Here is a 16,203-nt window from a genome sequence, read left to right as displayed (position 1 = left end):
GGCACTATTAGAACACGTTCTAGTGGGAAGCGTGGCCTTCCCGCCCAATGCGAGGAGTCGCCGGTGTCCGTGTTGTCGTCCAGGGCCGACACGTCCGAACAGTTTGCCGCCCGGGAACTCGTCCGGAGCTGGGCGGCCAGTTCCAACTCGATCACCGCGGTGCGCAATGTGGAACTCGGCGACCCGGCCGCCTGGCGGGGCCCCTACGACGCTTTCGCGCAACTAGGGGCCTTCGGTGTCGCGGTCCCCGAGGAGCACGGCGGCGCCGGCAGCGGTGTCGAGGATCTGCTGGGCATGGTCGACGAGGCGGCCGCCGCCCTGGTGCCCGGCCCCGTCGCGACGACGGCGCTGGCGACCCTGGTGGTCGACGACCCGGCGGTGCTGGAGTCGCTCGCCGCCGGCGAACGCAGCGCCGGCCTGGCCCTGGAATCGGACATCACGTACGACGGCGGCACGGCGTCGGGATCGGCGAAATGGGTGCTCGGCGCGGACGCATCGGGTGTGTTGGTGCTGCCGGCCGGTGCGGTCTGGATCCTGGTCGACGCCGCCGCCGACGGGGTGTGCATCGAGTCCCTGCAGGCCACCGACTTCTCCCGCCCGCTGGCCCGCGTCACGCTGACCGCCGCGCCGGCCCAACAGGTGTCCGCGCCCGCGCAGCGCGTGCGGGACCTGGCGGCCACCGTGTTGGCCACCGAGGCGGCCGGGCTGGCCCGTTGGTTGTTGCAGACCGCGACCGAGTACGCCAAGGTGCGCGAACAGTTCGGCAAGCCGATCGGCAGCTTCCAGGCCGTCAAGCACATGTGCGCCGAGATGCTGCTGCGCAGCCAGCAGGCCGCCGTCGCCGCCGCCGACGCGGCCGCCGCCGCCGCCGACGATCCCGACGGCAGCCAGCTCTCGATCGCCGCCGCTGTCGCCGCCGCGGTCGGTATCGAGGCCGCCAAGGAGAACGCCCGGGATTGCATCCAGGTGCTCGGCGGGATCGGCATCACCTGGGAGCACGACGCGCACCTGTATCTGCGTCGCGCCTACGCGTTGTCCCAGTTCCTCGGCGGCCGGTCGCGCTGGTTGCGCCGCACCGCCGAGCTGACCCGGGCCGGCGTCCGGCGCCAGCTGCACGTCGACGTGACCGAAGCCGAGGCGGTGCGTCCCGAGATCACCGCCGCCGTGGCCGATATCGCGGCACTGCCCGAGGATCAGCGCCAGCGTGCGCTGGCCGAGGCCGGCCTGCTGGCCCCGCACTGGCCCACGCCGTACGGCCGCAACGCCACGCCCGCAGAGCAGTTGGTCATCGATCAGGAACTGGCCGCGGCCCACGTGGCGCGTCCCGACATCTCCATCGGGTGGTGGGCGGCGCCGACCATCCTGGCGCACGGCACACCCGAGCAGATCGAGAAGTTCATCCCCGGCACCCTGACCGGTGACATCTACTGGTGCCAGCTGTTCTCGGAGCCGGGCGCGGGTTCTGACCTGGCTGCGTTGCGTACCAAGGCCGTTCGCGCGGAGGTCGACGGCACGAGCGGCTGGAAGCTCACCGGTCAGAAGGTGTGGACGTCCAACGCGCACCGCTCCAATTGGGGTATCTGCCTGGCGCGCACCAACCCGGACGCGCCGAAACACAAGGGCATCACCTACTTCCTGGTGGACATGAGCGCCCCCGGCATCGATATCCGGCCGCTGCGCGAGATCACCGGCGAGGCCCTGTTCAACGAGGTGTTCTTCGACGACCTCTTCGTCCCCGACGAGCAGGTCGTCGGCCCGGTCGACGGCGGCTGGCCGTTGGCCCGCACCACGCTGGCCAACGAGCGGGTGGCCATCGCCACCGGCGGCGCGCTGGACAAGGGCATGGAACATCTGCTCGGCGTGATCGGTGACCGCGAGCTCGACGGCGCCGAGGCCGACCGGCTGGGGACGTTGATCGTTGCGGCACAAGTGGGTTCGCTGCTGGACCAACTCATCGCCCGAATGGCGGTCGGCGGGCACGATCCGGGTGCGCCGTCCAGCGTGCGCAAGCTGATCGGGGTGCGCTACCGGCAGGGCCTGTCCGAGACCATCATGGATTCACTCGACGGTGCGGGCATCGTCGACAGCCCCGATGTGCGCTACTTCCTCAACACCCGCTGCCTGTCCATCGCCGGGGGCACCGAGCAGATTCTGCTCACCCTGGCCGGTGAGCGGTTGCTGGGGTTGCCGCGTTAGATACGCCACCAGCAGCCCGACGATCTCGTCCTCCAGTTGTGCAGGGTCGACGGGTTGGGCGATGAGCCGGTGCACCAGCGACTCGATGGCCGCGATCGTCATCCTGGCGGCCAGCACCGGATCGGCGACGGTCACCTCCGGGTGATGGCGCAGCAATTCGGCGGTGGCTGCCACCGCGTGCTGCTCGGCCTCGCGCAGCCGGGTCAGCAGCGCGGGGGAGCGCGGCGCCTCCTCGAACAACACCCGGTGCAGCGCGGGGTCGCCGCGATGGTTGTCGATGGTGGCCCGGACGAACAGCCGCAGCGTGTCCGACAGCCCGGCGGGCAACCCGGCGGCCGCCCGCTGCGCCAGTAGCGCCGCGCCGGCATCGATGTGGGCATCGGTCAGCGCGGCCAGGATGGCGTCCTTGTTCGGGAAGTACTGATACAGCGATCCGATCGACATATCCGCCGCGGCGGCAATGCGATTGGTGGTGCCCGCGGCATACCCGTGCGTGCCGAAAACATGAGCAGCCGCGTCCAGCACCCGCTGCCGGGTCTCGACCGAGCGGGCCTGTCGTGGCTGCTTGCGCGCTCGGAAGCGATCGGTCGGGGCCATGAAACCTCCTTGCTGCCTCCAGGACAAAAGCGAGTAGTCAGGCACCGCAGCGGCTTCCGAGAATGGAGGCATGCAGCGCGTACATGTCGAGACCATTCTGCCCACCGATGCCGATGCGGTGTGGCGCGCCATGCACTACCCGGTGACGTTCCGCTATGTGTGCCGGGGCCTGTTCGGCATGCCGGCCCTGGCCGGGCGCAGCGCACCGCTTCAGGTGGGTGAGCGCGGCACCGGCTGGTTGTTCGCCTTCCATGTGTTTCCCGCCTACCGGCACACCCTGGAGATCCGCAGTGTCGATCCGGACAGCCGCACCATCACCACCCACGAATTCGGCGGCGTACTCAAGAGCTGGGACCACACCCTGCATGTCGAACCCGTCACCGAATTGACTTGCCGCTACACCGATACCGTCGATATCGACGCCGGTGTGCTGACGCCGGTGGCGGTGCGCATCGCACGGGGGTTGTTCGCCTACCGGCAGCGACGCTGGCACCGGCTGGTGGCCCGGCACCTGAGGTCGGGACGGATCAGCTGACGGTGGTCTGTGCGCAGGCGCTCGGGGTGGTCACGTTCACCCCGCCGAACACCACCTGGATGTCGGAGCAGGCGATGAAGCCGCCCTTCAGGTTCGGCTGTCCCGTCTGCCAGTCCGTTTGCACCGAATCACCATCCACGGCAAAGCGTTCCATCGGTCCACCGCCGAAATAGGTCACCGAGACCTGGTAGTCGGAGATGGACTTGTACGCCTTGGACAGCACGTTGTCGTGGTTGGCGCCCTTGAGTTCGCGGGGCATCCCGGCCGGTGCGCTGTACCACGCGTTCTGGTAGACGTCGCGGTTGGTGCTGCGGATGGTGATGGTCTGCCGGGCCCAGGTGTCGCCGGGCAATCCGACGGGTCCGTCCGGGGTCAGCAGGTTGGCCTGGGTGTTGAAGAAACACCGCCCTTCCGGCCCCGCACAATTGGCCGTGACGTGCATTTCGACGGTCCCGTTCGGCGTCGGTATCGACGTGGTGGCGGTGTTCACCCCGGCGGCTGCCGTCGGGGCCTCGAGAACGCCGAGCGCGGCGACCGAGCATGCGGCCGCGAGCGCTCCCAGAAACTTCTTCACGGCTCTCCCTCCGGTCCGCCGAATGTTAGCCCGGGCGCTATTCGTCGTAGGTGACTTCCACGGAATCGGAGGTGGGCAGTGCCTGGCAGGCCAGGATCAGCCCCTCCTCCAGATCCGACGGTTCCAGCACGTCGTTGATCTCCATCTCGACATCACCGGACTTCTTGAGCACGGCGCAGGCGCCGCAGTGGCCCTCTCGGCAGGAGAACGGTGCGTCCAGGCCCTTGTCCAGCAGCACGTCGAGCAGCTTTGCCCGGCGCGGCCAGGTGACCTCCTGGGTCGTGCCGTCGAGGGTCACGATGGCGGTGGCCGGTCCTTCGTCGCTGTCGTCTTCTTGGATCACGACCGCAGCGAACGGGTCGGAGTCCAGCGATTTGAACACCTCGATGTGGATCCGGTCGGCGCCCACGGCCTTGAGGGCTTCCTCGGCGGCCGCCATGAACGGGCCGGGCCCGCAGATGAAGGCGTCGTGTCCGGCGTAGGGGCCCGCCAGGGCGGCCAGTGTCGCCGCGCTGGGCAGGCCCTGCACCGTTTCCAGCCAATGGATCACCGTCAACCGGTCCGGATACTTGGCCGACAGCTCGCGCAGGGTGGCGCCGAAGATCACCGAGTTCTCGTCCCGGTTGGCATACACCAGCACCACCCGCCCGTTGCCTTCGGACAGCGCGGATTTGCAGATGGCCAGCATCGGCGTGATACCGCTGCCGGCGGCCAGCAGCAGGAAATCGGTGTCCAAGGTCTTGGGCACGAAGGTGCCCGAGGGGGCCAGCACGTGCATACGCATGCCGGGGTGAGCGTTGTCGCACAACCAGTTCGACGCGTAGCCATCGGCGGTGCGCTTGACGGTGACGGTCAGCTGGTCGTCGGTGGACGGCGAACTGGACAGCGAATAGCAGCGGGCCACCGAGCCGGTGCGCTCACTGGGCACGCGCAGGGTGAGGAACTGGCCGGGGGAGTAGCGCAACCGGTCGGTCGGGATCGTGCTGCCTTCGGGCACCGTAAACACCAGTGAACGCGCGTCCGCGGTCTCCTCGACGACCCGGGCCACCTGCAGTTCGAGCACATGGCCGCCGAGCGGCTCATCGATCTGCGTGCCGAGCGGCTCATCGGTCACCCTGGGACCCCTTCCGTTGCCCAATAACTAGAACATGTTACAAAAACGAACTTGCGCAGGTCCAGCCGCTGAAAGAATGCCCTGCTCGACACAAATCGTAACGTGTTCTAACCTCTGTCTAGTGGTGGATCTCGATCCGGGAGGCATTTCAGTGACGTCCATTGAACAGCGTGACGTGCAGGCGGTCCTCGCCGGCATCGACGATCTGCTGCCGAAGCTGCGTGAACGCGCCCAACTGGCCGAAGATCAGCGCCAGGTTCCGTACGAAACCGTCAACGAATTGGACGAGATCGGCTTCTTCAAACTGCTGCAGCCCGAGCAGTGGGGCGGCCTGCAGGCCGACCCGACGTACTTCTACGAGGCGGTCCGCCGGCTCGCCAGCGCCTGCGGCTCGACCGGTTGGATCAGCTCGATCATCGGCGTGCACAACTGGCATCTGGCGCTGTTCGACCAGAAGGCCCAAGACGAGGTGTGGGGCGATGACCCGACCGTCCGGGTGTCCTCGTCCTACGCCCCGATGGGTGCCGGCACCGTCGTCGACGGCGGCTACCTGGTCAGCGGCGCCTGGCAGTGGTCCTCCGGCAGTGAGCACGCGACGTGGGCGTTCCTCGGCGGACCGGTGATCAAGGACGGCCGCCCCGTCGACTTCGGCAGCTTCCTGATCCCGCGCACCGAATACACCATCGACGACGTGTGGCATGTCGTCGGCCTGAAGGGCACCGGCAGCAACACCGTCGTCGTCAAGGACGTGTTCGTGCCGACGCACCGCTTCCTGTCCTACAAGGCGATGAACGACGGCACCGCGGGTGGCTACCAGAACAACACCGCGCCGGTGTACAAGATGCCTTGGGGCACCATGCATCCCACCACCATCTCCGCGCCGATCGTCGGGATGGCCTACGGCGCCTACGCCGCCCATGTGGAGCATCAGGGCAAGCGGGTGCGCGCGGCGTTCGCCGGCGAGAAGTCCAAGGACGACCCGTTCGCCAAGGTGCGCATCGCCGAGGCGGCCAGTGATATCGACGCGGCCTGGCGTCAGCTGATCGGCAATGTCGGTGACGAGTACGCGCTCCTGCAGGCGGGCAAGGAGATTCCGTTCGAGTTGCGGGCCCGCGCCCGTCGCGACCAGGTGCGCGCCACCGCGCGCTCCATCGCCTCGATCGATCTGCTGTTCGAGTCGGCGGGGGCCACCGCGCTGGTGACCGGTGCTCCGCTGCAGCGGTTCTGGCGTGACGCGCACGCCGGCCGGGTGCACGCCGCCAACGAGCCCGAACGCGCCTACCTGATCTTCGGGAACAACGAGTTCGGTCTGCCGCCCGCGGACACGATGGTCTGATGACTGCCATCTCGGAGATCACGTTCGAGTCGACGTCGCGGTACGCCGACGTCCAGGCCGGCGATCTGGCCATGCGACTGCACTATCACGAGGCCGGTGACCCGACGTCGCAGACCGTCGTGCTGTTGCACGGCGGTGGCCCCGGTGCATCGAGCTGGTCCAATTTCGGTCGCAACATCGCCGTGCTCGCGCAGACCTACCGTGTGCTGGCGATCGACCAACCCGGTTACGGCCTGTCCGACAAGCACACCGAACACGAGCAGTACAACCGGTACAGCGCCAAGGCGGTGCTCGGCCTGCTCGACAAGCTGCAGATCACGGGCCGGGTTCCGCTGCTGGGCAATTCGCTCGGTGGCGGCACCGCGGTGCGATTCGCGCTGGACTACCCGGACCGCGCGGGCAAGTTGGTGTTGATGGGGCCCGGCGGCCTGTCGGTCAATCTGTTCGCCCCCGATCCGACCGAGGGCGTCAAGGCGCTGGCCAAGTTCAACTACGAGCCGACGCGCGAGAACCTGGAAGCCTTCATCCGCATCATGGTGTTCGACCAGAAGCTGGTCACCCCGGAACTGGTCGAAGAACGCTTCAAGATGGCCAGCACACCCGAATCGCTGGCCGCCACCCGCGCGATGGGAAAGTCTTTCGCGGGACCGGATTTCGAGCTCGGCATGATGTGGCGCGAGGTGTACAAGCTACGCCAGCCGGTGCTGCTGATCTGGGGTCGCGAAGACCGGGTCAACCCGCTCGACGGCGCACTGGTGGCGGTGAAACAAATCCCGCGCGTGCAGTTGCACGTCTTCGGTCAGTGCGGACACTGGGCACAGGTGGAGAAGTTCGACGAGTTCAACAAGCTCACCATCGATTTCCTTGGGGGTTAGCGCATGAGCATCAAGTCGCTGGGGTACATGCGAATCGAGTCGACCGATGTGGCGGCATGGCGCGAGTTCGGGCTCAAGGTCCTCGGCATGGTCGAGGGCTCCGCCCCCGCCAACGCCACCCCGGGCGCGCTGTACCTGAGGATGGATGAGGTCGCGGCCCGGCTGGTCATCGTGCCAGGAGAGCACGACCGGTTGCTCATCTCCGGGTGGGAAGTGGCCGACGCACCCGCCCTGCAGAACTTGCGCGAAACGCTGTCGAAGGCCGGCGTCAGCTTCACCGAAGGCACCCGCGAGGAGAAGTCCGAACGTCGCGTCGAGGGCCTGATCCGGTTCACCGATCCGGCCGGCAACGTGCTGGAGGCCTTCCACGGCGCCCAGTACCTGGGCCGCCGGTTCGTCAGCCCGTACGGCCACAAGTTCGTCACCGATCAACAGGGTTTGGGGCATGTGGTGCTCACCTGTGACGATGACGCCGCGGCGCAGGCGTTCTACCAAGATGTGCTCGGCTTCCGGCTGCGGGACTCGATGAGCCTGCCGCCGCAGCTGGCCGGCCGCCCGGCCGACGGTGACCCCATCTGGTTGCGGTTCTACGGCTGCAACCCGCGCCACCACGCGCTGGCATTCATGCCGATGCCCAACCCGACCGGCATCGTGCACCTGATGGTCGAGGTGGAGAACGCCGATGATGTCGGCCTGTGCCTGGACCGTGCGTTGCGTCGCAACGTCAAGATGTCGGCGACGCTGGGCCGGCATACCAACGACAAGATGCTGTCCTTCTACATGAAGACCCCCGGCGGCTTCGACATCGAATTCGGTTGCGAGGGCCTGGAAGTCGAGGACGCGAATTGGGTCGCCAGGGAGAGCACCGCGGTCTCGCTGTGGGGCCACGACTTCAGCGTCGGTTTCAAGTAGCGGCCCGATGGCTCAGCCGATCGATCCGCGCACATTCCGTAATGTGCTCGGCCAGTTCTGTACCGGTGTCACCGTGATCACGACCACGCTCGACGACGTGCCGATCGGGTTCGCCTGTCAGTCGTTCGCAGCGTTGTCGCTCGATCCGCCCCTGGTGCTGTTCTGCCCCACCAAGCAGTCCCGGGCCTGGCAGGCCATCGAGGCCAGTGGCCGGTTCTGTGTCAACGTGCTGCACGAGAACCAGCAGCACGTGTCGGCCCAGTTCGGGTCCAAGGCGCCGGACAAGTTCGCCGGAATCGACTGGCGCCCATCCGAACTCGGCTCTCCGGTGATCGACGGCTCGCTGGCGCACATTGACTGTTCGGTGCACTCTGTCGTCGATGGCGGCGACCATTTCGTGGTGTTCGGTGCGGTCCAGTCGATGTCGGAACCGGCCGACGAGCGCTCGCGCGAGAAGCATGGGTCGCGGATCAAACCACGCCCTCTCCTGTTCTACCGCGGTGAATACACCGGTATCGAACCGGACAAGAACACCCCGGCGCAGTGGCGGGACGATCTGGAGGCGTTCCTCACCACGACGACCTCGGACACCTGGTTGTGACGGACTCGCACTAGTCCCCGGTGCGCTCCAGCTTGACGTCGAGCTCCACCTTCGCCGGGCAGTCGCCGGTGTAGTCCTGATACGACTTGCCCGCCAGCCCCAGCAGCGGGTCCTGGGGGCCTTGCGGCAGCGGAAGGTCGTCGCGCGAGGACTGCCGCACCTTGCCCACCCCGTCGGTGCAGTGCGCGTCACCGTCGGGGAAGTTGGCGGTGAAATGCCCGTCGCCGTAGATCATCACGAACAGGTTGTGGGTGTCGGGGCTCGCCATCAGCGAGACGCACCGGTCACCGGTGCGCAGGCAGAACGTCGTCGCATCGTAGGTGTGTGACGGGAACACCTCTCCGGTCTCGGGGTAGGTCTGGGTGTAGACGTAGGTACCGCGCAGTGCCGCACCGCGCGACGTCTTCAGCGGTGGCTGGGTAGCCGGGTCCGGCGGCTGGGTGCTGTTGTCGGTGCCGCGGGTGGGCGTCAGGTTGATGGCCCGTTTGTTGGCGCACAGTGCCGGCGCGGTGGCCCAGGTGTATTCACCGCCAAGTGAACCATCGATCCGGGACTGCAGTTCCATGATGGTCCAGCCCTGCACGTCGATGTCGGCGTCGCCGACCTTGCACTTGTCCGGCGCCTCGCGGACCATCAGCCAGTCGCCGCCGACGTAGTCGAACACCAGGGTGTCCCGGGCCGGCTCGCCGGGCTTGCGCGGGTCGACGACGGCCACCGTGGCGACGCAACCGCCGCCGTCGTGACATACCGAGCGCGCCACCCACGTCTCGGTGCGCGCGGTGCCGGGCACCGGTTTTCCGTCCGGCGTGGCGGTCGGGCCGATATCGACCTTGAATGTGCCGTCGAGCGCCGGGCCGCTCTTCGGTGCGGCGGTCTGCTTACCCGGCATGCCCACCGTGAACAGACACGCGGCGAAACCGCCGAGCACGGTGGCGACCAAGGCCGCGGCGGCCAACAACTTCACCAACGTGCGTTGTGCACTCTTGCTCAATGCCATCGCGCTACAGGATGCCATCCCGGAACGCCGTCAGTTGCCGATATGTGTTCCCGCGAAGTCGATGACGGTGGCGGCCACCCCGCAGTGCGCTCCGGCGAACCCGGGGATGCTCGACGATCGCGGTCAACTGCTCACCGCGCACCCAGCAGGACGTCGCGCTGGGCTGTCACCTGTTCGCGCAGTGCCTCCACCACGGCGGATACCTCGGGCCTGCGCAGGGTTTCGGCCCTGGTGACCAGCCAGTAGGTCAGGCGCGCGGAGATGGTGTCGGGCAGCACCCGGACCAGGTCGGGCCAGCGGTCGGCCATGAAGCACGGCAGCAGGCCCAGCCCGGCGGCGGCCCGCGTCGCCTCGACGTGGACGAAGACGTTCGTCGAGGAGACCGATTCGCGCATGGCCGGCGCGAAGTTGGTGGCCAGGTCCAGGTCGTCCACCTGCAGCATCGAATCGATGAAATAGACCAGTGGGTGTTCGGCCAGTTCGTCGGCCGAGGCCGGTGTGCCGTGGGCGGCGAGGTAGGACCGCGAACCGTACAGACCCAGGCAGTAGTCGCCGAGCCGGATCGGCAGCGCGCGGCGGACGGTGGGTTCGCCGACCACGATCTCGATGTCGACGCTGGAGCGCTGCAGGCTGGCCCGCCGGGTGGTGGCGACGATCTCGACGGCCACGTCGGGATGCCGGCGCTGCACCTGCGCGGCGGCCGGCGCCGCGATATAGGCGCTGAATCCGTCGGTCGCCGAGATGCGCACCACGCCGGCGAGGCTGGGTGAGCGGTCCGGTCCGCCGCCGACCGAGTGCACCGCCGCTTCGACGGCTTCGGCGGCGGCGAGGACCTCACGACCGCGGTCGGTGAGTTCCCAGGTGTCGCCGACCCGCACCAGTACCCGCGCTCCGATGGCTTGTTCGAGCGCGGCGATACGCCGGGAGATGGTGGTGTGGTTGATGCCCAGCTGCTCGGCCGCGGTGACATAGCGCCCGGTGCGGCCGACGGCCAGCAGGATCAGCATGTCGTCGGCGCTCGGCGCGGTCATATCTGCATATTTGCAGACCCGCCCTGCGGATATGGGCATTGTGCCCGTCTCTGCGTGCATGAATACTCGCCACCATGTGTGCTGCCGATCACAATCCGTATACGCCGACCGGGCTCAAACGTGTCGTCACCGCGTCCATGGCGGGCACCGTCGTGGAGTGGTACGAGTTCTTCCTGTACGGCACCGCGGCCACCCTGGTGTTCAACAAGTTGTTCTTCCCTCAGGGCGGCAACGACCTGGATGCCATCATGGCCGCGTTCGCCACGTACGCCATCGGCTTCCTGGCCCGGCCGCTCGGCGGCGTCGTGTTCGGGCATTACGGCGACAAGTTCGGCCGCAAGAAGCTGCTGCAGTTCAGCCTGATCCTGGTCGGCCTGTCTACCTTCCTGATGGGCTGCCTACCGACCTTCGCCCAGATCGGTTACGGCGCACCGGTCCTGCTGGTGACGCTGCGCTTCATCCAGGGTTTCGCGGTCGGTGGCGAGTGGGGTGGCGCGGTGCTGCTGGTCGCCGAGCACAGCCCCGCCCGTAGCCGCGGATTCTGGGCCAGCTGGCCACAGGCCGGTGTGCCGGCGGGCAATATGCTCGCCACCGTCGTGCTGCTGGTGCTCTACGGCACGCTGACCGACACGGCCTTCCTGTCGTGGGGCTGGCGGGTGGCGTTCTGGTTGTCGGCCGTGGTGGTGCTCGTCGGCTACTACATCCGTACCAAGGTCACCGACGCCCCGATCTTCCTTGCGGCTCAACAGGAGGCCGAGGAGATCAAGGCCCGCTCGTTCAGTGCCATCGAGGTACTCAAGAGGTACCCGCGCGGTGTCTTCACCGCGATGGGGCTGCGGTTCGGTGAGAACATCATGTACTACCTGGTGGTCACCTTCTCGATCACCTATCTGAAGGAGCACGTCCACGCCAACACCAGCGACATCCTGTGGTGGTTGCTGGCCGCCCACGCGGTGCACTTCGCCGTGATTCCCACCGTGGGCGCGCTCTCGGACCGGTACGGCCGGCGCCCGGTGTATTTCGCGGGAGCCGTCGGGGCGGCCTGCTGGGGCTTCTTTGCCTATCCGATGATGGACAGCGGCAGGTTCCTACCCGTGGTCGTGGCGATCACGTTGGGCCTGGTGATCCATGCCTTCATGTACGCGCCGCAACCCGCCATCATGTCCGAGATGTTCCCGACCCGGATGCGGTACTCCGGTGTCTCCCTGGGTTATCAGGTCACCTCGATCGTCGCCGGCTCGCTGGCCCCGATCATCGCGGTGTGGCTGCTCAAGACCTATGGGTCCTCGGTGCCGATCGCCATCTACCTCGCCGGCGCCGCGGCGATCACCCTGGTGGCCGTGTACTTCGCCAGGGAGACCAAGGGCATCGACCTGGCCGAGGTGGATCGCGCCGATGCGAAAGCGGTTGCCGCGTGAGCGATCTGACCGGGCGCACCGCTCTGGTCACCGGCGGAGCGAGCGGTATCGGCGCGGCGTGTGCGCGTGCGCTCGCGGCCCGTGGGGCGCATGTCACCGTCGCCGACCGCGATGGCGAGGGCGCCGCCGAACTGGCCCGTGAGATCGGCGGGACGGCCTGGGGCGTGGATCTGCTGGACGTGGCCGCCCTGGAAGACCTGCGGCTGCAGACCGACATCCTGGTCAACAATGCCGGGGTACAACGGGTGGCGCCGATCCAGGATTTCGCACCGGCGGATTTCCGCGCCATCCTCACCCTGATGGCCGAGGTGCCGTTCCTGCTCGTCCGCGCCGCGCTGCCGCACATGTACGCCAACGGATTCGGCAGGGTGATCAACCTGTCGTCGGTGCACGGGCTGCGTGCCTCGGAGTACAAGGTGGCCTATGTGACGGCCAAGCACGCGCTGGAGGGGCTGTCCAAGGTCACCGCGCTCGAAGGTGGCCCGCACGGCGTCACGAGCAACTGCGTCAACCCCGGCTACGTGCGTACCGCCTTGGTGGACAAGCAGATCGCCGATCAGGCCCGCACGCACGGAGTGGACGAACGACAGGTGCTCGAGCAGATCCTGCTGAAGGAGAGCGCCATCAAACGCCTGGTGGAGCCGGCGGAGGTGGCCGATCTGGTGGCGTGGCTGGCCTCACCGAGCGCCGGCATGGTGACCGGGGCGTCCTACACCATGGACGGCGGATGGAGCGCACGGTAACCGGAGCGACGCCCGCGTGTCATAGGCTCGCCCATGTGACGACGCCGCAGTGGGAACCGACGCCGGCCGGCATCGAGGCCGCCCGGATCACCGATTTCGCGCGGTTCGCCGGCCGGCCCCGCGATTATCCCGCGCTGTGGCAGTGGTCGGTCGACGAGCCCGCTGAGTTCTGGGGCACGCTCTGGCGGTACTTCGAGCTGGGCGATATCGCCGGCGAGGTGCTGGCGGGCTCCGATATGCCCGGCGCGCAGTGGTTCCCGGGCACCACGCTGAACTACGTCGACCAGATCGCCCGGCAGGCGCGCACCGACCGGCCGGCCATCCTGTGTATCGGCGAGGACGCCCCCGACGTCGAACTGTCCTGGACCGAGTTGCTGGGCCGCACCGCCGCCTTCGCGGCGACTCTGCGCGGCCTGGGTGTCCGCCCCGGCGAACGGGTGGCCGGGTATCTGCCCAATATCGCCGAGGCCGTCATCGCCTTCCTGGGCGCGGCCAGCATCGGGGCGGTATGGAGTGCGTGCGGCCAGGACTACTCGGCCAAGGCCGCACTGGACCGGCTGGGCCAGCTGGAGCCGGTGGTGCTGGTGACGGCCGACGGTTACCGGTTCGGCGGCAAGGTGCACGACAAGAGTGCCGATGTGGCCGAGCTGCGGGCCGGCCTGCCCGGTCTCAAGGCGACCGTGGCCGTATCGCGGTTGGCCCCGGTGCCCGCCGGGTGCCTGGACTGGGCGCAGGCCAGCGCGCCGGGCGCCGACGAGCTGGAGACCACCGCCGTGGACTTCGACCATCCGCTGTGGATCCTGTTCTCCTCCGGAACGACCGGCTTGCCCAAGGGCATCATCCACGGGCACGGTGGGGTGCTCGTCGAGCACCTCAAAGCCGTTGCCCTGCAGAGTGATATCGGCCCCGAAGACACCTTCCTCTGGTTCACCAGCCCCAGCTGGATGATGTGGAACTTCCAGGTCGCCGGCCTGTTGGCCGGCGCCACCATCGTCTGTTATGACGGCAGTCCGGCGCATCCTGCACCGGATGCGTTGTGGCAGATCGCCGCCCGGCTCGGGGTCACCGTGCTGGGCACCAGCCCCGGGTATGTGCTCGGCTGCGCCAAGGCCGCGGCGGTACCGCGCACCGATCATGATCTGTCCGCGTTGCGCACCGTGGGCATCACCGGTTCTTCCCTGCCGCCGTCGACGTCATTGTGGTTGCGCGACAACGTGGGTGAGCGGGTCCAGGTGGCCTCGATCAGCGGTGGCACCGACGTGGTGTCGGCGTTCGCCGGCGGCGTCCCGACGGTGCCGGTGTGGCCGGGCGAGCTGTCCGCGCCGTATCTGGGGGTGGCGCTGGACGCGTGGGACGAAGCCGGCCGGTCGGTGCGCGGAGAGGTGGGGGAGCTGGTGGTCACCAAACCCCTGCCGTCCATGCCGGTGGCGTTCTGGAACGACCCGGACGGCAGCAGGTACCGCGACGCCTATTTCACGATGTATCCCGGGGTGTGGCGACATGGCGACTGGATCACCATCACCGACCACGGCAGCGTCATCGTGCACGGCCGGTCGGATTCCACGCTCAATCGGCACGGCATCCGGATGGGCAGTGCCGACATCTATCAGTCGGTGGAGCGGCTGCCCGAGATCGCCGAAGCCCTGGTGATCGGTGTGGAGCAACCCGATGGCGGCTACTGGATGCCGCTGTTCGTGGTGCTCGCCGAGGGTGCCGGCCTCGACGATGCCCTGGTGCGCAAGGTGAACGAGACCATCCGCTCGGAGGTGTCGCCCCGGCATGTACCCGACGAGATCATCGTGGCTCCCGGTATTCCACACACCCGGACCGGCAAGAAACTCGAAGTGCCCGTCAAGAAGCTGTTCCAGGGAGCGGACGCGGCTCGGGTGGTGGAACGCAGCGCCGTCGACAATCCCGATCTGCTGGATTGGTATGTCACGCAGCGTCGAACATGACCAGATCGATACTGAGCCGGCCCTCGGTGATGCTGATCCGTCTTCGGATCGGTGGCCCCGGTAGTGGCGGGGCGATCGACCGGTAGACGGCTCCGGTCGGAGTGGTGAAGTCCGCTCGGTGGCGACCGTCTCGCTCCGTCGTCCGGACCCGCCAGCCAGGGGCTTCCTTGGCATAGTTGCAGGCCTCGCATTCACCGAGTCCGTTGAGCGCGCTCGTGCGGCCGGACTCACGGTGAGGTTGCGCGTGATCGTGGTGACGGATCGGGGCGTCGCAATACGGGGTGCGGCAGGTCTGATCACGCAGCCCGATGAGGGTGGCCAGCCCTTTGGGGAAGATCCGCGAGCGCGATTCCATCGCGACGAGCTGCCCACTGTCGGGGTGCCGGTAGAGGCGCCGCAGGGTGGTCTTGACGGTTTCGTCCATCGCCGCGTCGCCGACGATCTTGCACGCGAATCCGGCTGGCACCGGGCCGTAGCCGTCCAACCAACCGGGCTCGTCGTCGTCCCCGGCCAAGGTGGTATCCGCCATCACCAGATTGAGGGCAACCGGAACGGGCGCATCGGCGGGGCGCCCGGTGACGCGCTCGACCACCGTGTCGGCCATCACCTGGCCGCGGGAGCGCCCGTCGAACGTGGTATCCGCCTCTCGTTTGAGGCTGGCGTACACCGCCACTCCTTGCGCGACGGGCAACAACACCGTCACATAGGTCATCGTGTCGGGTGCGGGACGGATCCACACGCAGCGCTCCTCGGCCGCCTTGGCATTGCGTTCGACCACGGCTTCCGTGTCCAGCCGCACGGTGATCTTCTTCGCCTCGGCCGCGATCCGCTTGTCGCCCCAGCCTTCGAGCTTGGATGCATCACTGCACAACTCGGCGTCGAGCTGTCTGCGGTGCTCGACGGACAGACACGCAGATTCACGCACGATCAGCGTCGCACGCCATTCGGTGAGCACCCCGCGTTCCAGTGCCGCCAAGGTATGCGGCATCTCGCGCACCAGCGCCGTCGCCAGACCGAGATGCTGGCCACCACGTTTGGGAGCGACGCGGCGGGCCAGGGCCACTTCGCTCGCCAGCCCGCGACCGCGCTTCTTCTTCGGTATGCCCGCGGCCATCTCCGCCGCATGGCGCTTCGTTGCCCAGGCCTCCGTTGCGCGTGCCTGCGCCGCGGCGGCGGCCGCTTTCAGCCGTTCGAACTGCTCGACGAGCCCGCGCAGCGTCGCCTCGTCGGCGTCGGCGTATGCATCGACATCGGTATCAACACCGGCACCGATACCGAAATCGAACACACTTTCGAACATGGTTTGACTGTACGCCCAC

The 16,203-nt window shown here is 67.7% G+C and carries 14 protein-coding genes and 1 pseudogene; 9 read left to right on the top strand and 6 right to left on the bottom strand.

Annotation, left to right across the window (positions count from 1 at the left end; translation table 11 throughout):
• Positions 1-63: 63 nt before the first annotated feature.
• Complete coding sequence (locus AWB94_RS14405) at positions 64-2,196, top strand: acyl-CoA dehydrogenase family protein (protein WP_062655939.1); 2,133 nt, start codon at positions 64-66, stop codon at positions 2,194-2,196.
• Here the strand turns inward: AWB94_RS14405 and AWB94_RS35800 are convergent.
• Positions 2,191-2,793 (bottom strand): annotated as a pseudogene (locus AWB94_RS35800) (TetR/AcrR family transcriptional regulator); the annotation flags it as partial. The gene AWB94_RS14405 and the pseudogene AWB94_RS35800 sit on opposite strands and share 6 nt — an antisense overlap.
• A 70-nt stretch (positions 2,794-2,863) precedes the next feature.
• Between AWB94_RS35800 and AWB94_RS14395 the strand changes: the two are divergent.
• Complete coding sequence (locus AWB94_RS14395; RefSeq protein WP_062655938.1) at positions 2,864-3,328, top strand: Rv1443c family protein; 465 nt, start codon at positions 2,864-2,866, stop codon at positions 3,326-3,328.
• Here the strand turns inward: AWB94_RS14395 and AWB94_RS14390 are convergent.
• Together AWB94_RS14390 and AWB94_RS14385 are read right to left on the bottom strand one after the other, a co-directional pair.
• Positions 3,321-3,902, bottom strand: coding sequence for a hypothetical protein (locus tag AWB94_RS14390; protein ID WP_062655937.1), 582 nt, complete (start codon positions 3,900-3,902; stop codon positions 3,321-3,323). The two genes, AWB94_RS14395 and AWB94_RS14390, sit on opposite strands and share 8 nt — an antisense overlap.
• Positions 3,903-3,939: 37 nt before the next feature.
• Positions 3,940-5,016: a ferredoxin--NADP reductase gene (locus AWB94_RS14385; protein WP_272937614.1), complete on the bottom strand. Its 1,077-nt coding sequence runs from the start codon at positions 5,014-5,016 to the stop codon at positions 3,940-3,942.
• Between the two features lie 151 nt (positions 5,017-5,167).
• Between AWB94_RS14385 and hsaA the strand changes: the two genes are divergently transcribed.
• From hsaA to hsaB, 4 genes are read left to right on the top strand one after another with little or no spacing between them, the layout of a single operon-like run.
• Positions 5,168-6,352 carry a 3-hydroxy-9,10-secoandrosta-1,3,5(10)-triene-9,17-dione monooxygenase oxygenase subunit gene (gene hsaA / locus AWB94_RS14380; protein ID WP_024451577.1) on the top strand — a complete coding sequence of 395 codons (1,185 nt, stop codon included), beginning with the start codon at positions 5,168-5,170 and terminating at the stop codon, positions 6,350-6,352.
• Positions 6,352-7,227, top strand: coding sequence for a 4,5:9,10-diseco-3-hydroxy-5,9,17-trioxoandrosta-1(10),2-diene-4-oate hydrolase (hsaD, locus tag AWB94_RS14375; RefSeq protein ID WP_062655936.1), 876 nt, complete (start codon positions 6,352-6,354; stop codon positions 7,225-7,227). The genes hsaA and hsaD overlap by 1 nt, the downstream gene beginning before the upstream one ends.
• Positions 7,228-7,230: 3 nt before the next feature.
• Positions 7,231-8,139 carry an iron-dependent extradiol dioxygenase HsaC gene (gene hsaC / locus AWB94_RS14370; protein ID WP_062655935.1) on the top strand — a complete coding sequence of 303 codons (909 nt, stop codon included), beginning with the start codon at positions 7,231-7,233 and terminating at the stop codon, positions 8,137-8,139.
• 7 nt (positions 8,140-8,146) lie between these two features.
• Positions 8,147-8,740 carry a 3-hydroxy-9,10-secoandrosta-1,3,5(10)-triene-9,17-dione monooxygenase reductase subunit gene (gene hsaB, locus AWB94_RS14365; RefSeq protein WP_062655934.1) on the top strand — a complete coding sequence of 198 codons (594 nt, stop codon included), beginning with the start codon at positions 8,147-8,149 and terminating at the stop codon, positions 8,738-8,740.
• Between the two features lie 10 nt (positions 8,741-8,750).
• Here hsaB and AWB94_RS14360 read toward each other — a convergent pair whose 3' ends face one another.
• Positions 8,751-9,737 carry a hypothetical protein gene (locus AWB94_RS14360; protein WP_062655933.1) on the bottom strand — a complete coding sequence of 329 codons (987 nt, stop codon included), beginning with the start codon at positions 9,735-9,737 and terminating at the stop codon, positions 8,751-8,753.
• A 131-nt stretch (positions 9,738-9,868) separates the two neighbouring features.
• Entirely contained in the window at positions 9,869-10,768 is a 900-nt protein-coding gene (locus AWB94_RS14355; RefSeq protein WP_109762086.1) for a LysR family transcriptional regulator, read from the bottom strand.
• A gap of 74 nt (positions 10,769-10,842) precedes the next feature.
• Between AWB94_RS14355 and AWB94_RS14350 the strand changes: the two genes are divergently transcribed.
• Genes AWB94_RS14350 through AWB94_RS14340 form a run of 3 tightly spaced genes read left to right on the top strand, consistent with a single transcriptional unit; the run spans position 10,843 to position 14,884 of the window.
• Positions 10,843-12,186: an MFS transporter gene (locus AWB94_RS14350; RefSeq protein ID WP_062655932.1), complete on the top strand. Its 1,344-nt coding sequence runs from the start codon at positions 10,843-10,845 to the stop codon at positions 12,184-12,186.
• Positions 12,183-12,929 (top strand): 3-hydroxybutyrate dehydrogenase, encoded by a 747-nt coding sequence (locus tag AWB94_RS14345; RefSeq protein WP_062655931.1) that lies wholly within the window; start codon positions 12,183-12,185, stop codon positions 12,927-12,929. The genes AWB94_RS14350 and AWB94_RS14345 overlap by 4 nt, the downstream gene beginning before the upstream one ends.
• On the top strand, positions 12,914-14,884 hold the full coding sequence (locus AWB94_RS14340; RefSeq protein ID WP_201029516.1) for an acetoacetate--CoA ligase: 1,971 nt from the start codon (positions 12,914-12,916) through the stop codon (positions 14,882-14,884). The genes AWB94_RS14345 and AWB94_RS14340 overlap by 16 nt, the downstream gene beginning before the upstream one ends.
• Here AWB94_RS14340 and AWB94_RS14335 read toward each other — a convergent pair.
• Positions 14,865-16,184, bottom strand: a complete 1,320-nt coding sequence (locus AWB94_RS14335; RefSeq protein ID WP_062655929.1) for a DUF222 domain-containing protein — start codon at positions 16,182-16,184, stop codon at positions 14,865-14,867. The genes AWB94_RS14340 and AWB94_RS14335 overlap by 20 nt on opposite strands.
• Between the last annotated feature and the right edge of the window lie 19 nt (positions 16,185-16,203).

The sequence above is a fragment of the Mycolicibacterium canariasense genome, from assembly GCF_002101555.1.
GTDB classification, from domain to species: domain Bacteria; phylum Actinomycetota; class Actinomycetes; order Mycobacteriales; family Mycobacteriaceae; genus Mycobacterium; species Mycobacterium canariasense.
The sequence above is the reverse complement of the archived record's forward strand: the minus strand, read 5'-3'. Positions and strand labels throughout refer to the sequence as shown.